Annotated in this window: 23 protein-coding genes; 18 read left to right on the forward strand and 5 right to left on the reverse strand. The window is 45.1% G+C overall.

Features of this window, described 5'->3' with window-relative positions; genetic code table 11:
- Positions 1 to 629 precede the first annotated feature (629 nt).
- From HP399_RS14020 to arsC, 6 genes are all read left to right on the forward strand, one after another.
- Complete coding sequence (locus HP399_RS14020) at positions 630 to 1520, forward strand: GNAT family N-acetyltransferase (protein WP_173619590.1); 891 nt, start codon at positions 630 to 632, stop codon at positions 1518 to 1520.
- 88 nt (positions 1521 to 1608) lie between these two features.
- Complete coding sequence (locus tag HP399_RS14025) at positions 1609 to 1971, forward strand: SOS response-associated peptidase (RefSeq protein ID WP_370642721.1); 363 nt, start codon at positions 1609 to 1611, stop codon at positions 1969 to 1971.
- A gap of 122 nt (positions 1972 to 2093) precedes the next feature.
- Complete coding sequence (arsR, locus tag HP399_RS14030) at positions 2094 to 2408, forward strand: arsenical resistance operon transcriptional regulator ArsR (RefSeq protein WP_007716712.1); 315 nt, start codon at positions 2094 to 2096, stop codon at positions 2406 to 2408.
- A 64-nt stretch (positions 2409 to 2472) separates the two neighbouring features.
- On the forward strand, positions 2473 to 2910 hold the full coding sequence (locus tag HP399_RS14035; protein ID WP_173619589.1) for an ArsI/CadI family heavy metal resistance metalloenzyme: 438 nt from the start codon (positions 2473 to 2475) through the stop codon (positions 2908 to 2910).
- A gap of 18 nt (positions 2911 to 2928) precedes the next feature.
- Positions 2929 to 3972: an ACR3 family arsenite efflux transporter gene (gene arsB / locus HP399_RS14040; protein ID WP_173619588.1), complete on the forward strand. Its 1044-nt coding sequence runs from the start codon at positions 2929 to 2931 to the stop codon at positions 3970 to 3972.
- A 20-nt stretch (positions 3973 to 3992) separates the two neighbouring features.
- A complete protein-coding gene (gene arsC, locus HP399_RS14045) occupies positions 3993 to 4397 on the forward strand; it encodes an arsenate reductase (thioredoxin) (RefSeq protein WP_015891621.1) in 405 nt (134 codons plus the stop codon).
- Positions 4398 to 4484: 87 nt separating this feature from the next.
- Here the strand turns inward: arsC and HP399_RS31005 are convergent, their stop codons facing one another.
- Positions 4485 to 4619 (reverse strand): hypothetical protein, encoded by a 135-nt coding sequence (locus HP399_RS31005; RefSeq protein WP_255654154.1) that lies wholly within the window; start codon positions 4617 to 4619, stop codon positions 4485 to 4487.
- A gap of 77 nt (positions 4620 to 4696) precedes the next feature.
- Between HP399_RS31005 and HP399_RS14050 the strand changes: the two genes are divergently transcribed.
- Positions 4697 to 4957 (forward strand): SOS response-associated peptidase family protein, encoded by a 261-nt coding sequence (locus tag HP399_RS14050; protein WP_228088520.1) that lies wholly within the window; start codon positions 4697 to 4699, stop codon positions 4955 to 4957.
- Here HP399_RS14050 and HP399_RS14055 read toward each other — a convergent pair.
- Positions 4954 to 5529 carry a DUF4269 domain-containing protein gene (locus HP399_RS14055; protein ID WP_173619587.1) on the reverse strand — a complete coding sequence of 192 codons (576 nt, stop codon included), beginning with the start codon at positions 5527 to 5529 and terminating at the stop codon, positions 4954 to 4956. The genes HP399_RS14050 and HP399_RS14055 overlap by 4 nt on opposite strands.
- Before the next feature lie 108 nt (positions 5530 to 5637).
- Here HP399_RS14055 and HP399_RS14060 point away from each other — a divergent pair, with 108 nt between their 5' ends.
- On the forward strand, positions 5638 to 6123 hold the full coding sequence (locus HP399_RS14060; RefSeq protein WP_173619586.1) for a DUF456 domain-containing protein: 486 nt from the start codon (positions 5638 to 5640) through the stop codon (positions 6121 to 6123).
- Between the two features lie 50 nt (positions 6124 to 6173).
- On the opposite strand, the gene lexA is transcribed toward HP399_RS14060, so the two are convergent.
- Positions 6174 to 6797, reverse strand: a complete 624-nt coding sequence (lexA, locus tag HP399_RS14065; protein ID WP_016743448.1) for a transcriptional repressor LexA — start codon at positions 6795 to 6797, stop codon at positions 6174 to 6176.
- A 162-nt stretch (positions 6798 to 6959) separates the two neighbouring features.
- Between lexA and HP399_RS14070 the strand changes: the two genes are divergently transcribed.
- From HP399_RS14070 to HP399_RS14085, 4 genes are all read left to right on the forward strand, one after another.
- The gene (locus tag HP399_RS14070; protein WP_173619585.1) at positions 6960 to 7298 is read left to right on the forward strand and encodes a cell division suppressor protein YneA; all 339 of its coding nucleotides are present in this window, start codon (positions 6960 to 6962) and stop codon (positions 7296 to 7298) included.
- Positions 7299 to 7374: 76 nt separating this feature from the next.
- Entirely contained in the window at positions 7375 to 7572 is a 198-nt protein-coding gene (locus HP399_RS14075) for a DUF896 domain-containing protein (protein WP_007718933.1), read from the forward strand.
- A 96-nt stretch (positions 7573 to 7668) separates the two neighbouring features.
- Positions 7669 to 8034 (forward strand): fluoride efflux transporter CrcB, encoded by a 366-nt coding sequence (crcB, locus tag HP399_RS14080; protein ID WP_173619584.1) that lies wholly within the window; start codon positions 7669 to 7671, stop codon positions 8032 to 8034.
- Between the two features lie 38 nt (positions 8035 to 8072).
- On the forward strand, positions 8073 to 10322 hold the full coding sequence (locus HP399_RS14085) for a HelD family protein (RefSeq protein WP_173619583.1): 2250 nt from the start codon (positions 8073 to 8075) through the stop codon (positions 10320 to 10322).
- Between the two features lie 63 nt (positions 10323 to 10385).
- Here HP399_RS14085 and HP399_RS14090 read toward each other — a convergent pair whose 3' ends face one another.
- Positions 10386 to 10688 carry a HesB/IscA family protein gene (locus HP399_RS14090; protein WP_007718917.1) on the reverse strand — a complete coding sequence of 101 codons (303 nt, stop codon included), beginning with the start codon at positions 10686 to 10688 and terminating at the stop codon, positions 10386 to 10388.
- Between the two features lie 124 nt (positions 10689 to 10812).
- Between HP399_RS14090 and ltaE the strand changes: the two genes are divergently transcribed.
- From ltaE to HP399_RS14105, 3 genes are all read left to right on the forward strand, one after another.
- Positions 10813 to 11838 (forward strand): low-specificity L-threonine aldolase, encoded by a 1026-nt coding sequence (gene ltaE, locus HP399_RS14095; RefSeq protein WP_173619582.1) that lies wholly within the window; start codon positions 10813 to 10815, stop codon positions 11836 to 11838.
- A gap of 231 nt (positions 11839 to 12069) precedes the next feature.
- Positions 12070 to 13713, forward strand: a complete 1644-nt coding sequence (locus tag HP399_RS14100) for a peptide ABC transporter substrate-binding protein (RefSeq protein WP_173619581.1) — start codon at positions 12070 to 12072, stop codon at positions 13711 to 13713.
- A 149-nt stretch (positions 13714 to 13862) separates the two neighbouring features.
- The gene (locus HP399_RS14105; RefSeq protein ID WP_173619580.1) at positions 13863 to 14054 is read left to right on the forward strand and encodes a hypothetical protein; all 192 of its coding nucleotides are present in this window, start codon (positions 13863 to 13865) and stop codon (positions 14052 to 14054) included.
- A 3-nt stretch (positions 14055 to 14057) separates the two neighbouring features.
- Here the strand turns inward: HP399_RS14105 and HP399_RS14110 are convergent, their stop codons facing one another.
- Complete coding sequence (locus tag HP399_RS14110; RefSeq protein ID WP_173619579.1) at positions 14058 to 14792, reverse strand: alpha/beta hydrolase; 735 nt, start codon at positions 14790 to 14792, stop codon at positions 14058 to 14060.
- Positions 14793 to 15120: 328 nt separating this feature from the next.
- Between HP399_RS14110 and pdhA the strand changes: the two genes are divergently transcribed.
- The 3 genes from pdhA (at position 15121) to HP399_RS14125 (ending at position 18682) form a co-directional block, all read left to right on the forward strand.
- Positions 15121 to 16206, forward strand: a complete 1086-nt coding sequence (pdhA, locus tag HP399_RS14115; RefSeq protein ID WP_007718903.1) for a pyruvate dehydrogenase (acetyl-transferring) E1 component subunit alpha — start codon at positions 15121 to 15123, stop codon at positions 16204 to 16206.
- 3 nt (positions 16207 to 16209) lie between these two features.
- Positions 16210 to 17190, forward strand: coding sequence for an alpha-ketoacid dehydrogenase subunit beta (locus HP399_RS14120; RefSeq protein ID WP_007718902.1), 981 nt, complete (start codon positions 16210 to 16212; stop codon positions 17188 to 17190).
- A 103-nt stretch (positions 17191 to 17293) separates the two neighbouring features.
- Positions 17294 to 18682 (forward strand): dihydrolipoamide acetyltransferase family protein, encoded by a 1389-nt coding sequence (locus HP399_RS14125; RefSeq protein ID WP_173619578.1) that lies wholly within the window; start codon positions 17294 to 17296, stop codon positions 18680 to 18682.
- Positions 18683 to 18684 lie beyond the last annotated feature (2 nt).

An 18684-nucleotide genomic window follows, 5' to 3' on the forward strand; every position in this document is an offset into this window, starting at 1 on the left:
AAAACGGTGCCCCCAGTCCTTTTCGGGAAGGGAGTATTTGTAATTATATAAGAAAATGACGTTTTTGTATAACGATGCTTACAAAAATGTAAGTGGATATGTAAGGGAAGTCATCATGAAATTACGTAACAGGACGCAAATGGAGTTATCTTGTAATGAGATGGGTACTTTTGATGTGGAAAGGGAACAACAGCTCATTCATATGAAAGAACAAGATAGGAGTAAATAAAAGAAAGAAATTGGATTGCTCATTTACAATTTATTGAAAGTAAAATATAGTAAAAGTACCTGACGTGAAAAGAGGTTTTGATTGAATATGATGAAACTGATAATCGCTAAGTAAAATTCTAACGAATTTTATAGGGGAAAAGGTCAAATGAAGGGCTCGCCCTTGGTTTATTTTTTGCACCTTTTTTCAAAAGCGATTAGAAGGCATTATATCTCATTAAAACAAATTTCACGTTTGTGCATGATATCTATTCTGTTCGGGATAGGTATCTTCATCACAACGATAAATTTGACCATGAGAAGAGAAATCTTCTTGTGGTCTTTTTTATTGGAAAGAAGGGATTGCTGAAAAGGAATGAATGATTACACACAGCACAAACAAAAGAATGGGAGGCTTTCACATGGGTGACTATCGATTGATTAGCGACTACAAGCATATCGAAAAATACAAGGAAAGCTTTAATGACCTCGCCACGCAGGTCTTTCAGCTCGATTTTAAAGAATGGTATAACAAGGGCTTTTGGAATGATAACTATGTCTGCTATTCCTATATAGATGGGGATCAGGTCATTGCGAACGCTTCTGTAAGTAAGATGGTCGTGACATCTAACGGTAAGGACTATAAGGCACTTCAGGTCGGAACGGTTATGACGCATCCGGCTTATCGCAATCAAGGATTGGCAGCGAAATTGATGAACCATATCATTCAAACATGCGAGAATGAATACGATTTTATTTATCTGTTTGCCAACGAAACTGTGCTCGATTTTTATCCGAAGTTCGGATTAGAGAGAGTACAGGAAAGTAGCTTTCACATATTGGCATCCGATTTGAAAAAGCAAGTAGGACAAAAATCAGCCTTGCGCAAGCTGGATGTTGATAACGAAGCTGATTGTATCGTCATGAAGGAATTTGCTGCCAAACGAATCCCCGTTTCATCGAGATTGGGCGTCAAGGATAGCGAGCATCTGTTGATGTTTTACTTTCTTCTCGTTTTCCGGGATGCGATCTATTATGTCGAAGAGGAGGATGTGATTGTCCTATTTGAACAAGAAGATGACCACCTGCATGTATTTGATCTCGTAAGTAAAAAGCCAGTTGATTTAGAAGCAGTCACTTCTCATTTGATATCGGCTGAGACAACGATCATTCATTTTCATTTTATGCCGGATAGTGAGAGTGAAAAAATCCAATCTGCATTGATGCCCACGACAGAGGATGTCTTATTTGTTCGTCCTTCGTTAAAAATGGAGAGAGAACATTTTCGTTTTCCTCTTACTTCACACGCATAAAAGGTTTGAAATGACACGCCGGGTGAAACAGTAAAAATAGAAGAGAAAAAAGCAGACGTCTAGTATGGAAGGATGTGAGGGGAAAAGCATGTGCGGCCGTTTTACTCTCGTAACGAACTTGGAAAAATGGAAGGAACGCTTCCAAATCGAAGTCATTCCATTTGATGCAAAGCCAAGGTACAATATTGCACCGGGTCAGTTCATTCCAGCGATTATTGCTGATCGCGGCGAGCGACGTATGGGTCAGTTGAGATGGGGGTTAGTGCCGTCGTGGGCTGCCGATGAGAAGAGCAGCTACAAAATGATCAATGCGCGCTGTGAGACATTAAATGAAAAGCCCGCATTCAAACAGCTTTTCGCCCGAAAGCGATGCATCCTTCCTGCTGACAGCTTTTATGAGTTTATGTGGACAAAATTTGCACCATTGATTTTGGGCGTCGAGGGTTACTAGTGTAGCGATCACCTATCGAAAAGGATGTTATATCAAAAAAATTGATTTAATTATTGCATCTTCTTGGTAATCGTGCATATAATAAATACATCAAAAAAAATTGATGAATGAGGTTGTAATCGATGAACGATATCAAGCACAAATTGGAGCAATATGAGAAGAAATTCAAAGCTCTCTCCGATCAGAAGCGCCTTGAAATTATGTATGAGCTTTGTCAAAGAGGCAAAACATGCGTATGCGACCTGACAGAGGTTTTTGACATGCCTCAATCTAAATTATCGTATCATCTCAAGATATTATTGGATGCCAACCTAATTATCAAAGAGACAAAAGGTACCTGGAGTTACTACGATTTGAATGATGATGAAGTGAACCACCTCTTATCGGAAGAGCTTTGTTGTATCTTCAGGAAAACAGGCAAAGGCAGTTGCTGCTAATTTTTTTAGACATTATATCAATTTTTTTTGATTAATAGTTTTTAAATTAAAGGAGGAATCTTAAATGAAGTATGTACATGTTGGTGTTAACGTTACCAATTTGGAGAAATCTATTGAGTTCTATCAAAAAGTTTTTGGGGTTAACCCTGTAAAGGTAAAGCCTGATTATGCTAAGTTCTTGCTTGAAACCCCAGGATTAAACTTTACATTGAATGTTCGGGACGCTGTAAGCGGAAATCAAGTGAACCACTTCGGATTCCAGGTTGAAAGTGCAAATGAAATCCTGACTCATAAGGAAAGACTAGAAAAAGAAGGCTTTTTCGCTCGTGACGAGATGGATACGACATGTTGTTATGCTGTGCAGGATAAATTTTGGGTTACTGATCCAGACGGTAATGAGTGGGAATTTTTCTACACAAAGTCTGACAGTGAGGTTCATAAAATCGAGTCCACATCCTGCTGCGTAGATTCAAAAACAGAAGCAACCAATTCTTGCTGCTAAGACAAAGTGGGAGGCTCAATGAAACAACTATCATTTTTAGATCGCTTCTTGACCCTTTGGATCTTCCTTGCTATGGCAGTAGGGATTATGATCGGAACTTTCTTTCCTGCTTTCACCAATGGATTAAATAGCTTACAAATTGGTACAACATCCATACCGATTGCTATAGGTTTAATCCTGATGATGTACCCTCCTTTAGCTAAAGTTCGATATGAAGAAATGGGGCGCGTATTTAAAGACATTAAGGTTCTTTTGCTATCCCTTATTCAGAACTGGGTTATAGGCCCGGTTTTGATGTTTTTATTAGCCATCATTTTCTTGCCAGATAAACCAGAATATATGGTAGGGCTGATCATGATTGGATTGGCACGTTGTATCGCCATGGTGATTGTGTGGAATGACCTCGCAAAAGGTGATGCAGAATATGCTGCCGGACTTGTGGCTTTCAATTCTTTGTTTCAGATGCTTTTCTTTTCAGTATATGCTTATGTCTTTGTCACCGTAATCCCGGAATGGCTTGGTATTCAGGGTGCAGTCATTATTATTACGATGGCGGAAGTGGCAAAATCGGTGTTTATATATCTAGGTATTCCTTTTCTTGCCGGGATGCTGACGCGCTTTACTTTTGTAAAAGTTAAAGGCAGACATTGGTATGAGAAAGTGTTCATCCCAAAAATTAGCCCCATGACTCTGATTGCCTTACTCTTTACCATCATTGTCATGTTCTCAACACAAGGAGAAAACATCGTGAGCGTTCCACTTGATGTTGTTCGTATCGCCATTCCACTTCTCATCTATTTCATCCTCATGTTCTTTATCTCTTTCTATATGGGGAAAAAGATTGGCGCAAATTATCCCGTTACTACGACGCTTGCTTTCACAGCAGGTAGTAATAACTTTGAATTAGCTATCGCTGTGGCAGTCGGAGTGTTTGGGATTCATTCAGGTGCCGCCTTTGCAGCCGTCATCGGTCCTCTTGTGGAAGTACCTGTGATGATTGCATTAGTTAATGTAGCTTTATGGTTCAAGCGCAAATATTTTAGCAGCACATTTCCTAATTGAAGCTAAAAGGTGTGTACATCATGGAAAACAAAAAAACGATTTACTTTTTATGTACAGGAAATTCTTGCCGAAGCCAAATGGCGGAAGCATGGGGAAAAAAATACTTAGGTAACGCCTGGAATGTTTTTTCTGCTGGAATTGAAGCCCATGGTGTGAATCCAAATGCCGTTCGAGCGATGAAAGAAGTTGGCATAGACATTTCCGATCAAACATCAGATGTCATTGACTCTGATATTTTAAACAAGGCTGATCTGATCGTGACACTATGCAGCCATGCCGATTCCGTTTGTCCAACCACTCCTACTCATGTAAACCGTGTCCATTGGGGATTTGACGATCCTGCGGGAAAAGAATGGCCTGAGTTTCAACGAGTTCGTGACGAGATCGGTGCCCGTATAAAGAAATTTGCGGAAACAGGGGAGTAAATTTTTCCGCAAGCGAGCTGTATCCATCTAATGTCCGAGGAAAAGTCCCCTTTTTGACGAAAGGGGACTTTCTCTACACACCGACTCTTATTTTCTGTACTTTTGATCATATACATCTTCCTCTGCATCCAACCAGAAGTGATATGATTCACCTACAACAATCGCTTCTTTCATAGTGTCCTCAGAGTTATTAGCTGTAGGGTTATTATATGAATTTTCCATGATAATCACTTCCTTGCAACAAGATATGCATCTCAAACGTATACTAGCGACATAATTTAGGTGTTACACCATAGAAAATGTCGAATAAAGCAATACTCAGTACGATTTTGTTGACATTTAATAAAAATGAGCGAATGCCTGTCATCTTAAAGAAAGATGATGAGGACTTATGGCTTGATCGGGAGAAGTATGATCGGTTGCAGCTCCAGTCGCTGTTTACCCCCTACGATTCCGGCGAGATGATGGTATATCCGGTATCCGCCAAAGTGGGCAGTCCGAAAAATGATGGTCCTTCCTGTATTCAAGAAGTAGAGATCGGCTCTTTGTTTGAAGATTAATCCTTTCGCAGGAGCTGAACTTTTTGTCGTAATTCCTGTTCGGTTAACGACTCCAAATGCAACAATGCCTCGTATGGATCATCACCCGGAATATGAAAGTACCTGGCAAATGCAGGCTCTGTTTTGATGCCGCTTTGCTTCAGAGCTCTAATATGTTGGCATGCATCCAAGCCTCCTATGTCTAGCAAACGTGCTTCGATGTCCATATGACGATAGGCATTTTGCTTTTCGACAGCTACCGGTTGAGCAAACAATTCAAACCAAAAGTCAGCTGTGAAAAACGAGATAACGGACGTGGGAGTACTTTTTACATCTAGGTGTGTCACTTCAAATCCGGGCAAGCAGCCAAATGCTGTACGCACAGCCTGCTCAAACTGTTCCAGATCATGACTCTCGCAAATAATGTCCAGATCGCTTTGCTTGACGTCAATGTCTAAAGGGATGGTTCCGGCAAGCACTGGACGGTAATCGGATAGTACTTCCATGATGTGCGTCTGTTTAATCGCTTCCCACGCCGCTTTTTGGCGCATCGTTCCTCTGCCCAAATAAGAGAGATCATGCCAATTTCTCAAGAGACTACCTCCATGTCTACTTTCTTTTAAAATAGTTTAGACAAAAGTGAATAAGTACGCAACGAAATCGGTAATCACTCGTATACCTAGATGAAGGGAGTGTAGTAGATGGAAATATTTTTGTGGGTAGTGGTCGTGTTATTGTTCTTGCTAAGCATCGCAGGAATTTTTTTACCTGTTTTACCTGATACGATATTACTGTGGGCGGGCTTTTTGCTCTATCACTTTTTCATTGCAGATCCGGGAGCGGGATTGCCCGCATCCTTTTGGTGGGGAATGGTCGTTCTAAGCATTCTGCTTTATGGTGCTGACTTGCTGACGAACATGTACTTCGTGAAAAGGTACGGAGGGTCCAAGTGGTCGTCCGTTGCTGCTGCGGTCGGAATTATCCTCGGGATCTTCGTTTTCCCACCGTTTGGTATGCTGATCTTGCCGTTCGTATTCGTCGTTCTGGTAGAGTTAATGGTGCAGAAGCAGTCGATGGAGCGAGCAGTGAAAGCGGGCGTAGGCTCACTGATCGGATTTTTGGGTAGTGCGGTCGTAAAAGTCATATTGCAAGTTACGATGATCATCTGGTTTTTTGTCGCCAGATAACATATAGAAAACGAAAAGGACAGCCGAGGCTGTCCTTTTTTACGTGGAAACTAGTGAATGAGTCGATATACACCGATGACTTTACCGAGAATGGTGACATTCTCCAGAATGATCGGTTCCATTGTGGCATTTTCCGGTTGGAGACGGAAGTGGTTCTTTTCTTTGAAAAATCTTTTGACGGTCGCTTCGTCTTCTTCTGTCATGGCTACGACAATGTCACCATTGTTCGCTACGTGCTGTTGGCGAACAATTACGTAATCTCCGTCGAGAATCCCTGCATCAATCATACTGTTCCCGGAGACGCGCAGCATATAGACCTTGTCAGAAGTCACGATATTGTCTGGAAGCGGGAAGTACTCTTCCACATCCTCAATGGCAGTGATCGGTTGTCCAGCGGTTACTTTTCCGATTACTGGCACACGGACGACAGAGTCTTCGAAATTGTCTTGAAAACGATCTTCATCTGATAGCAATTCGATGGCACGAGGTTTGGTAGGATCTCGACGAATGAGGCCTTTTTTCTCTAAGCGTGCCAAATGCCCATGTACTGTTGAGCTGGAAGCTAGTCCAACAGCCTCACCAATTTCACGTACAGATGGCGGATATCCTTTATCACGAACTTCCTTTCGTATGAACTCGATGATGGCTTGTTGTCTACTCGATAATTTTGACATAGAAAGACACCCCTGATTTCTCGAACATATTTTCCTATATTATACCATGGGAGCTTGCGTTCGACAAACATAAGTTCGATTCTTTGTTGACATGAACATATGTTCTCATTTATCATGAGGTTACAAATGATCAGAACGTATGTTTGCGAGGAGGCCATTATTATGAATTCATCGACAGCACGAAATCGTTTCGAGAAAAAAGAAGAACGTCGAGTTCGTTTTGGTATCACGAGAGGACAAGCTCTCTTGTTTCTTATAACATTTACTCTCTTTTTTTACTTATTGACCGAACTAGTGTTTGCTTCTTCGCCCATGGAGGAGCCACAAGGAATAGAAGTAACCGTACAATCTGGAGATAGCCTATGGTCGTTAGCTGTTCAATACAATACAGATCAGCATATGGATGTTCGTGACTATATAATAGAGATTAAGGATGCGAACGGTTTAGAGAGTAACAGGATTTACCCAGGTCAGACTCTCATGCTTCCTGATACTCCGTAAGTGTTCGGCTGTCTTGCGGGATCATTCGAATGTGGTATAATGAATCGGCACTACTACAGAGTGGGAGGAACCAGCAGTGGTATCTGACGCAGAAATTAAACGCATTAACGAATTGGTCAAAAAATCTCGCGAAGAAGGTTTGACCGAAGAGGAAAAGCTCGAACAAAAAGCATTGCGCCAAAAGTACATTGACGCCGTTAAGCTTTCATTGAGAGCAAATTTGGATTCCATCCGTTATGTGGAAGACCTTGAAGAAAATAAGCCAAAACAGTAAGATAACAATTACTGATACGACAGACATCCTCGCTTGACGCTAGGGTGTCTTTTTCTGTGACATACATAACGCTTTGATATTCAGGGAGGGAAAGCGGTGGCGTGGATAGCTGTGGCGGTTGGAGGAGCAGTTGGCTCACTTTTGCGCTACCTATTGTCTTTGCTCGCGAATCAGCCGGGATGGCCGTGGGGAACTTGGATCGCCAATGTTTGTGGATCTTTGATCATCGGCATCTTGTTCGTGCTGGGGAAAGAACGTGGCATTTTATCTCCGACACTCTATCTTTTATTTGCAACGGGGGTCATGGGAGGATTTACGACGTTCTCTAGTTTCTCCTTGGAAGTGGTTTCTTTTTGGGGAGAAGGTCACCTGTTGCGTGGCACTTTGTACGCTCTTCTCAGTTTGGGAGTCGGACTACTTTCTTGTGGGGTTGGAATATGGTTGGCTAGGCAATGGTCTTAATACGTTCAATGACACGATACATGTGAGGGGGAATGAATGTGAGTACACAGCATCGTGATTATGAATTGGAACAAAAAAAGCTGGATGAAACAATTTCAGCGATCGACGAAGAAATGGAGCAGCTTCGCAATGAAATTCGCGAGGCAACAGATGACTATGTGAAACAGGTCGTTAACTATAAAAAGGCTAAGGATTTGCGCTACCTCGAAGATCAAGGTCGAGAGAAGCCGTATTTCGGCAGAGTGGATTTTTTGAAAGATGAGATCTACGAGCTGGATCAGGTATACATAGGAAAACGAGGAATTGTACGCAGCGATACGTTTGATTGTGTCGTCGTGGATTGGCGCGCGCCTATCGCCAGTCTTTATTATTCCGGTGAGAGCAAAGACGCGTTTTACCGGATGGGACGCGAAATTGTGCGTGGTGAAGTTCGATTAAAGCGTAATTTTGCGATCGAAGACGAAAAGATCGTCGGCATCTATGATGGAGCGGTAAAAGAAACGATTAACCGCGAAATGGGGCATCCCGACGAATTTTTGCAAGAGGGCTTCATCGATGAATTTTTGGCAGCCAATCTGAATCAGGCGAACGATAGCAGGCTAAAAGACATCGTCGCTACGATTCAATCCGAGCAAAATGATATTATCCGGGCGGAAAAAGAACGGCCCATTGTTGTGCAAGGAGTAGCGGGGAGCGGAAAAACGACCATCGCGCTGCACCGACTATCCTATTTGATTTATAACTATCAGGATTCCATGATGTCCAAAAAGTTCATGGTGTTTGCACCTAACCGGATGTTTCTTACCTATATATCCGAGGTTTTACCTGAACTCGGCGTAGATGACGTTCAACAGTCTACCTTTGTAGACTGGGCAGCGCGTCTTGTGAAGCCACTGCTGCCAAAAGGGTGGAAAATCGTGAGTCCTGATAAACCTCTTCAATTGTTCTTCGAAGAGGGGCAAGATGAGCGCCAGCAAGAAATGACGCGAAACAGGCTTCGTTTCAAAGGATCGCTCGCTTGTCGGGAGGCGCTGGAGCAATACATTCGGCATATCGTCGAAACAAGAATTCCTTTTAAGAAGCTCAGCTTTTTATACAACAAAACGAAGCAAGTCTTTACAATTCCAGGTGATTTTATTCGCCAATGCTTCCTGGAGCAATTCGGGAATATGCCGTATCATCGCAGGGTAGAAGCGCTTCGCAAGCATTTGAAACAAGAAATGAACAAGCAATTATTTGCCCATTTGCGAGAGCGAAAAGTCGATTTGGACAAAGAAGGCTTGTACAAATTCGAGAAAATGCTGGAGCAAATACTGGATACATATCTGACTTCGTTTCCAAGACTGGAAATCTTCGCAGCTTATCGCGAGCTGATTGCTGACGGGGAATTGCTGCGCAAGCTCGTACCTGCTGATATTTCAGACGAAGTTGTGCGTGATGTGACGCAGTCAAGTGCTGCGCTGTTTGCAGAGGAGAGATTGGAGCCGGAAGATATCGCGCCATTGCTATACTTGCAGCATATTGTTGAAGGAATGAATAAGGCAGAGCATTTTGATCATACGGTCGTGGATGAAGCACAAGACTTGAGTGCGTTAGAAATAGCCGTCATTGCATTGGCAACCAAGAGAAACTCGCTCACGATCGTGGGAGATATTGCGCAAGGCATTCATAGCTACCGGGGGATTCATGCGTGGGAAGAGTTGACGAAGGGGATTTTTGCCCAGCTGTTTCCTTCCTATTATACGTTGTCGCAAAGCTATCGTTCTACAATTGAGATCATGCGTTGTGCCAATGAAGTGTTGCGGCAAATTGAATTGCCCGAGACGGTATTGGCAAAACCGGTTTTGCGACATGGGGAAAAACCAATCATGGTCAAGGCTCGTTCGCGAGCACAACTGTGGGAGGACATTTCTCAGCGTGTGACTGCCTACCAATCGGAAGGCTTCAAAACGATTGCGATCGTAGCGAAAACCATTCAAGCGAGTAAAAAAGCACATAAAGGCCTACAAGACAAGATAGCTGATCTGACTCTGTTAGGCAGCAAGGATAACCAATTTCCGGGTGGCGTAACCGTCATGCCTGCTTTTTTAACGAAAGGCTTGCAGTTCGATGTAGTCATTTTACTGGATGTGGACGCCTATCAAAATAATGAATGGGACGCAAAACTGTTGTATGTCGGGATGACTCGTCCGGTCCATCGCCTAGTTATGACGCAGGTTGAAGACGCTTCTTCACTATTGCTGAAAGATTTACCGACAGAGCTGTACATCATGGCTACTGACGAATAAGAATCTACGTATCAAAGAAAACCCTCTGCCAGTATAAAAGCAGAGGGTTTATCTGTATCATGCTTAGTGGTCGCCGGTGTTACCTTTAGAAGGGTTGGTAATAACAAAGCCTTCTTGCGGCAAGAAGAGGTAATCAATGACGATGCCATCCAGCAATGGCTCATCCTTTTTCACGATCACATCGATCTCTTTGTCGGTCGAGATTACAACATCTTCTTCCGTTGGCTTGTCCAGAGCGAGTCCGTAGTGTGCATGATCACCATGAGAGTGAGTAATATAAACGCGCAGTTTCAATTCTTTGTCTTCTTCTTGCTCGATGATTGGAGCCAATTGTTTGGCAGCGTTACGAGTGATTTTTAGTTTCACAGGTCAAATCCCCTAACTGTATGTAAGTTACCCCTCCATCTTAGCAAGAGGGAAATCAGGATGCAATGTTGAAAGTGTTACGATATGTCTAGAGAATGACAACAGGGTGGAAGGAGAGTCATCTATGAAAATCGATTTGCGCAGCGATACCGTTACGAAACCAACCGAGGAAATGCTTCGAGCAATGGCGGAAGCGGAGGTTGGTGATGATGTTTATAGAGAGGACCCAACTGTCAATCGTTTGGAAGCGATCGCGGCTGAAATACTCGGAAAGGAAGCTGCCCTGTTCGTAACAAGTGGCACGCAAGGCAATCAGGTAGCTGTTTTGACGCATTGTGTCAACGGAGACGAGGTCATTGCGGAAGCGGATTCGCACATTTTTTACTATGAAGGCGGCGCTATGTCGGCATTGGCTGGTGTGCAAACACGGACGCTGGTTGGAGAACGTGGTGCTTTGCGTGCAGAAGATGTAGAGAGAGCGATTCGGGGCAACAATATCCATTTTCCTCGCACAAAATTGATCTGTCTCGAAAATACACATAATCGTGCTGGTGGGGCGGTAATCTCTGTCGCGCAAATGAAGAGTGTCTATGATACAGCACAAAAACACGGTATTCCCGTTCATTTGGACGGTGCTCGTCTCTTCAATGCGGCTGTGGCCCAAGGTGTTGCAGTCAGTGAGCTAAGCGCTTTTGCCGATACCGTTCAGATTTGCTTGTCCAAAGGGCTGAGTGCTCCAGTTGGTTCCATATTGGCTGGAGATCGTGCGTTTACCGAAGAAGCGAGATGGTGGAGGAAAAAGTTGGGGGGCGGGCTGCGCCAGGCAGGGTATTTGGCAGCACCGGGCATCATCGCTCTGACACAGATGACCGAACGATTGGCAGAAGACCATGAACGGGCACAGCAATTGGCAAGAGGCTTGCGCCAGCTAACGCTTCAGGTCGAGCAAGTCGAGACGAATATCGTGCTGGTGAATACAGACTCGATTGGACAAACAGCTGTCGCCTTCTTGGACCGTTTGGAGGAAAAAGGAGTGCTCGCAGTTGATTTTGACGAGTATGTCATTCGCTTTACGACGCATCGACACATTACCGATCAACATATTGAGACCGTTGTTGCAGCAGTAGAGCAATTATTGGAAACGGTGTAATTGTATCAACCGCTTGTAGCCAGTCCGAAGGGAAGACTGGCTTTTTTCTTTGTCTTGATAATGAATTCCAAATAATTAGACAATTTGTACAAAATAAGAGTCTTAACGCGATCTGTTTTTCGCCATACCGTCTGATTTGTTTCGTCCACACTTGCGTTATCATGGTAGTGTGATAAAGCAAGAGCGTTTACTAGTGTACGGAATCGAATGGAATCAAGGGGGATGGACTCGATGAGAAAGAGGATGAGCTTCATTTTGAGCTGCTTCTTGTTGCTTCAAGTTTTAGCGGGATGTAGTTCAAGTGAAACGGCGGTAACGAACAAACCGAATGAGCAGGCATCTCAACCAACGCAGCCAACGGGAAAAGAGATGGTATTGAATTGGAACGCAGACGGTGGAGAGCCTCCGACAGCAGATCCCGGTCTTGCTTCCGATGGCACTTCCTTTGATGTCATTACTGCTTGTTTTGAAGGATTGACTCGCTATGGACCGGATGGGAAAATAGCCAACGCAATTGCCGACAGTTATACGGTATCCGAGGATTTGACGACGTACACGTTTACATTGAAAACGAATGCGCTATGGAGCAACGGAGATTCGGTAACCGCCCATGATTTTGAGTTCGCTTGGAAAAGAAATCTCGACCCGAAGACAGCATCCGAATATGCCTACATGCTTTATTTCATTAAAGGGGCTGAGGAATTCAACACAGGGAAAGGATCGCATGAAGGCGTAGGGGTCAAAGCGCTAGACGATTTTACACTAGAGGTCAAGCTCAATTCGCCAGCTCCGTTTTTTTATGAGCTGACGGCTTTCCCGACATTGTTTCCTTTACATAAAAAGACCTTGGAGGCACATCCAGACTGGGCAGCGTCTCCGGACAACTACGTGGGCAACGGCCCATTCAAAATGGAGCTGTGGGAGCATAAAAACAAATTGGTTCTTGTGAAAAACGAGAAGTATCATGATAAAGAAGCTGTGAAGCTCGACAAAATCGTCTGGAGCATGATTACCGATACCAACACCGCTCAAGCGTTGTTTGATTCTGGTGATTTGGATTGGGGAGGGCATCCCAGCTACGTGTTGCCCGTCGATGTGATCCCTGTTTTGCAGGGGGAAGGAAAAATCGTAATGGCGCCGTATCCGAACACAGTTGCAGTCACCTTTAATACAACCAAGCCCCCTTTTACGAATAAAAAGATTCGACAAGCCTTCTCGTATTCGATCCAACGGCAGCCTCTCGTCGATGGAATCGTACAGACAGGGGTGCCTGCGGCTTTTGCATGGGTTCCGCCCTCTATGCAACTCAGTGGAAATGACTATTTTCAAGAGGATGTAGACAAGGCCAAACAGTTATTGGCTGAAGGGTTAAAGGAGATGGGGCTTTTGACGATGCCTGACGTGACATACACATATGGTTCAGGTGACGATCGTCAGAAAAAGCTGGCTGAAGCTCTTCAGGATCAATGGAAAAGAAGCCTTGGTGTAGATGTAAAAATTAGTGGCTTGGAGGAAAAAGTATTTTTACAAAACAAGCGCGCCAAAAACTATCAGTTTGCCTACCGAAATTGGGGTGCTGATTTTAACGACCCCATCAATTTCCTGGAAATTTTCAAGGACAAAACAGTGGGGACGAACGACGCTGCTTGGGAAAACGACAGATACCGCGAGCTAATCGTCCAGAGTTACTTGGAAAAAGACACGACGAAGCGTAATGCGATCATGCGTGAGGCAGAGACCATCTTAATGGAGGAAATGCCGATTGCTCCTGTGTATTATGGCGCAAGACCGTATATAAAAAATGACAAGGTCAAAGGATTTTTGATCAACCCGTTTGGTGGTAGAGATTTTAAATATACAACCATCGAACAATAAATAAAGTCGTAGTAAAGTCTTGCCGTGCCCGGAAAATTGGAGGGCGGCAAGGCTTTTTTTGGTTCCATTCGGTTGACTCACTTGTGTGTAATTCAGACCTGCCAATGAAATACTATAGCTATCCAACATAGGGGAAAAGAGGGATAGATATGATCTCGGCTAAAGAGCGAGAACGCATTCTCAATCAAATGAAACGGGACGAGAGCAAGATTGTCAACATCGTCCTAAACGACGACAATCAGGTAGCGGGCGAAATTGAAAAAGCCAACCACCAAGGTATTTTCCTGGTGGATGGCCGGTATTACGGGTACGAGGATATTAAAGAAATCAATGGCTCGTAATGGTTACAGACGTGGAGGTGGGAAAAAGTAGCGCAAAGCGTCAGGCAGCTCTTTTTGCCACAAACCCCAGACGTGATTCCCTGGTTTTTCTCGATAGGACAAGGTTGCTTGCTTGTCCTCAAGAATCTGTTTTGCCTCGCGATTCCATTGCACGAAATCGAAGGTACCCGCACTTGTTTCCACAGCTGTTTCATCGAGGCCGACAACCATCCAGATTCGCAGCCAAGATAGACTGGACTGATTCAAAAGCGGGTCGAGTGTCGTCTGGAAAAACGCCCCGGACAGCGCGAGTACTTGTGGAAAGAGGTCGGGGTGTTCCAATGCGAGATGCAAAGAAACGGTTCCACCCAAAGAGTCTCCTGCCAGTATACGAGAACCAGGATCACGGCGCACAGGATAATGCTCCTCTATGTAAGGAATCAGCTCTTCGGTGAAAAAACGCAGATAGGCTGCGTTTCTCGACCCCGATGGAGAATACTCGCTCGTGCGCTTGTTGCGATCGACTGAGACACCGACGACGATGTAGGGTTCGATACCTTCTTCCAGAATCAATTGATTGGAGATGGTCGCGATTCGCCCCATCGTAAAAAAGTCGTTCCCATCCTGGCAATACACAACAGGGTAAGAAAGAAGCTCATTGTACCCCGGCGGTAGGTATACTTTGACCGAGCGGGGAGTGTCCACGTGGATGCTGGGCACTTCTTCTTTCATTATGGTTCGCTTTACATAGTCAGACATCGATTCACACTCCCTGTTTGCTCAAATGAAAAACTAAGCCTTGAAAAAAACTGATACAGCTTATATAGTAAATGATAACAGAGAGGAAATAAACCCTGTAATATCAATACTGTAACACATTAAACAGGTATTTTGTCTGCAATATAACAGGGTGTTGCAAACGGCGCTGTAAGCCCTTTCTTGCACCATGCAACTTTCTTCTGGTTTTTAACAGGGTCACTTCCGCCGCGAATTGCATTCGTCACTCATCGAGCTGATGCTCAGATAGAGGCGACAAAGGGCAACTCGGGAAAAGGAAGTCCCTTATTCTAGTGACGAGGTGAATGTGATGAGCGTATCCACTGCTGTTGAACAAACAGAGAACAACGCCCCGCTGCAAATTCTTGCCCCGGATGGTACGGTTGTTCGTCCTGACTTGATGCCTAAGCTCTCCGATGATGAATTGCGCGAACTGATGCGTAAAATGGTATTTACCCGTGTATGGGACCAACGCGCAATCAGCTTGAACCGCCAAGGCCGTCTTGGTTTCTATGCACCAGTAGCTGGTCAAGAAGCAAGCATGATCGGTTCCGAGGCTGCTCTTTCTAAAGAAGATTTTGTCCTGCCTAGCTACCGTGATATTCCACAAATGGTATGGCATGGTTACCCTATGCATAAAGCATTCCTGTACTCCCGCGGACACATCGAGGGTGGTAAAATTCCTGAAGGTGTAAACGTGTTGATGCCACAAATCATCATCGCGGCTCAATGTACACAAGCAACAGGTGTTGCAATGGGTTACAAGCTGCGCGGTGAAAAGAACGTTGCGATCAACTACTTTGGTGACGGTGCGACCTCCCAAGGTGACTTCTACGAGGGTATGAACTTTGCAGGGGTATACAAGCTGCCTGTTATCTTCTTCTCCCAAAACAACGGTTATGCGATCTCTCTGCCGTTCGAAAAACAAACGGCTTCTGAAAATATCGCAGTCAAAGCAGTTGCGGCTGGTATTGCTAGCGAACGCGTTGACGGTATGGACATTCTCGCAGTTTACTACGCGGTTCAACAAGCGAAAGAGCGCGGCGTGAATGGCGAAGGTGCGACTCTGATCGAAGCAATGACGTACCGTTATGGTCCTCACACCATGGCTGGTGACGACCCAACTCGTTACCGTACAGGTGAAGAGCAAAGCGAGTGGGAACTGCGCGATCCACTGATCCGCTTCCGCAAGTTCCTCGAAGCAAAAGGCCTCTGGAGCGAAAAAGACGAAGAAGCTGTCATCGAAGAAGCGAAAGCAGCTGTTGCGGACGCAATCAAAAAAGCGGACGAAACACCTAAGATGAAAGTTAGCGAACTGATCGATGTAATGTTTGAGACACTGCCGCCTGCACTCGAAGAGCAAAAGGCAGAATTCCTGGCGAAGGAGTCGAAATAAGCCATGGCACAAATGACAATGGTTCAAGCCATTACGGATGCAATGCGCGTAGAGTTGAAGCGCGATGAAACCGTTCTTGTCTTCGGTGAAGACGTAGGTAACAACGGCGGGGTGTTCCGTGCAACAGAAGGTCTGCAAGCTGAGTTCGGCGAGCAGCGCGTATTCGATACACCACTTGCTGAGTCCGGAATCGGCGGTTTGGCTGTCGGTCTTTCCATCAACGGCTTCCGTCCAGTAGCAGAAATTCAGTTCTTCGGTTTCGTATTTGAAACGTTTGATGCTGTAGCATCCCAATCTTCCCGTATGCGTTACCGTTCCGGTGGTCGCTTCACGAGCCCAATTACATTCCGCTCCCCATTTGGTGGCGGTGTAAAAACGCCTGAGCTGCATGCGGACTCTTTGGAAGGTTTGATGCTGCAAACTCCGGGTCTGAAAGTGGTTATCCCTTCCAACCCATATGATGCAAAAGGATTGTTGATCTCCGCGATTCGCGACAACGATCCAGTTGTATTCCTTGAGCACATGAAGCTGTACCGTTCCTTCCGTCAAGAAGTTCCAGAAGGCGAGTACACGATTCCACTTGGCAAAGCAAACGTAGTAAAAGAAGGTAGCGATGTTACCATCATCACCTATGGTGCGATGGTGCATACCAGCCTGAAAGCAGCAGAAGAAATCGAGAAAGCGCGTGGAGCAAAAGTAGAAGTAATCGACCTGCGCACCATCAGCCCACTCGATATCGATACCATCGTAGCTTCTGTGAAGAAAACAAACCGTGCGATCGTTGTTCAAGAAGCACAAAAAACGTCTGGTGTTGCGGCAGAAATCATCACGCAAATCAACGAGCGTGCAATCCTGCACCTCGAAGCACCAGTACTGCGTATTACAGCACCAGATACGGTTTACCCGTTTGCTCAAGCAGAAGATGTATGGCTGCCTGACGTAAAACGTGTAGTAGATGGTCTGACACAAGTCCTCGATTTTTAATTGAGAAACAGACATAATGGCGGAAAAGTTGAAAGCTTTCCGCCTTCTTTCGGCCGATAATAACTAAAAATAAATGATAAATCTCTATTAAGGAGGAGATACTGTGAGTCGTTTTACATTCAGACTCCCGGAGCTCGGCGAGGGTATCCATGAAGGCGAAATCGTCAAATGGCACGTACAGCCCGGAGATTCCGTTGAAGAAGACCAAGTCATCATGGAAGTACAAAATGACAAGGCGGTTGTAGAAGTGCCGTCGCCTGTTAAAGGGAAAGTTATCGAACTGAAAGTAACCGAGGGTACGGTTTCCGTAGTCGGCGATCCACTGATCGAGTTTGACGTAGAAGGCGAAATTCCGAACCTGCCAGACCATGGCCATGGCGATTCCCACGCTGCTGAAGCGACACCAGCGCCTGAAGCTGCAGAAAAAATGGAGCCAGGCTGCGACATCGGTTCCCAAGTGAGCGCAAATGCGAACCAAGCACTGGAAACGCCGATGGCACAAGCAACTGCAACAGCAGTAGCGGCACCAATTGACCGTAAACACGTGTTGGCTACGCCTTCCGTTCGCAAATACGCTCGTGAAAAAGGCGTTCAATTGGCTAATGTACCAGGTACAGGCAAATTGGGTCGCATCACACGCGAAGACGTAGATCGCTTCGTATCTGGCGGAGCAGCACCAACTGCACAAGCAGTGGCAGCTCCAGTAGCAACTGAAGCTCCTGCAGCAGCAGCTACAGGTGTAGCACAAGCAGCAGCGGCTCCAACTGTTCACCACGCACCTACAGCAGGCGAGCTGGAAGAGCGCGTTCCGCTGAAAGGTATGCGTAAAGCAATTGCGAAAGCAATGGTGAAATCCGCATACACAGCACCACACGTAACTATCTTCGACGAAGTGGATGTTACAGCGCTTGTCGCTATGCGTAAAGATGCGAAGCCACTTGCTGAAGAGCGTGGTGTGAAGCTGACTTACCTGCCTATGATCGTGAAAGCAGTTGTAGCTGGTCTGAAGAAATTCCCAGAACTCAACGCTTCTATCGACGATGAAAAACAAGAAATCATCTTCAAAAAGTACTACAACATCGGTATCGCTACCTCTACAGAAGACGGTTTGCTCGTTCCAGTTGTAAAATCGGCTGACAGTAAATCCATCTTCCAAATCGCAGGCGAAATCGGCGAGTTGGCGAAGAAAGCACGCGACCGCAAAGCAACTGCAGATGAGTTGAAAGGTTCTACTTTCAGCATCACAAACATCGGTTCTGCTGGCGGTATGTTCTTCACGCCAATCATTAACCATCCAGAAGTAGCCATTCTGGGTGTTGGCCGCATTAGCGAAAAACCAGTTGTGAAAAACGGAGAAATCGTGGTAGGTCAAATGTTGCACCTGTCCTTGAGCTTTGACCACCGCTTGGTTGATGGCGAACCTGCACAGCGTTTCGTCAACTACGTGAAGCAGCTCTTGGAAAACCCAACGCTGCTCGTCATGGAGGGATAAGA

The organism is Brevibacillus sp. DP1.3A, from assembly GCF_013284245.2.
Taxonomy (GTDB): Bacteria; Bacillota; Bacilli; order Brevibacillales; family Brevibacillaceae; genus Brevibacillus.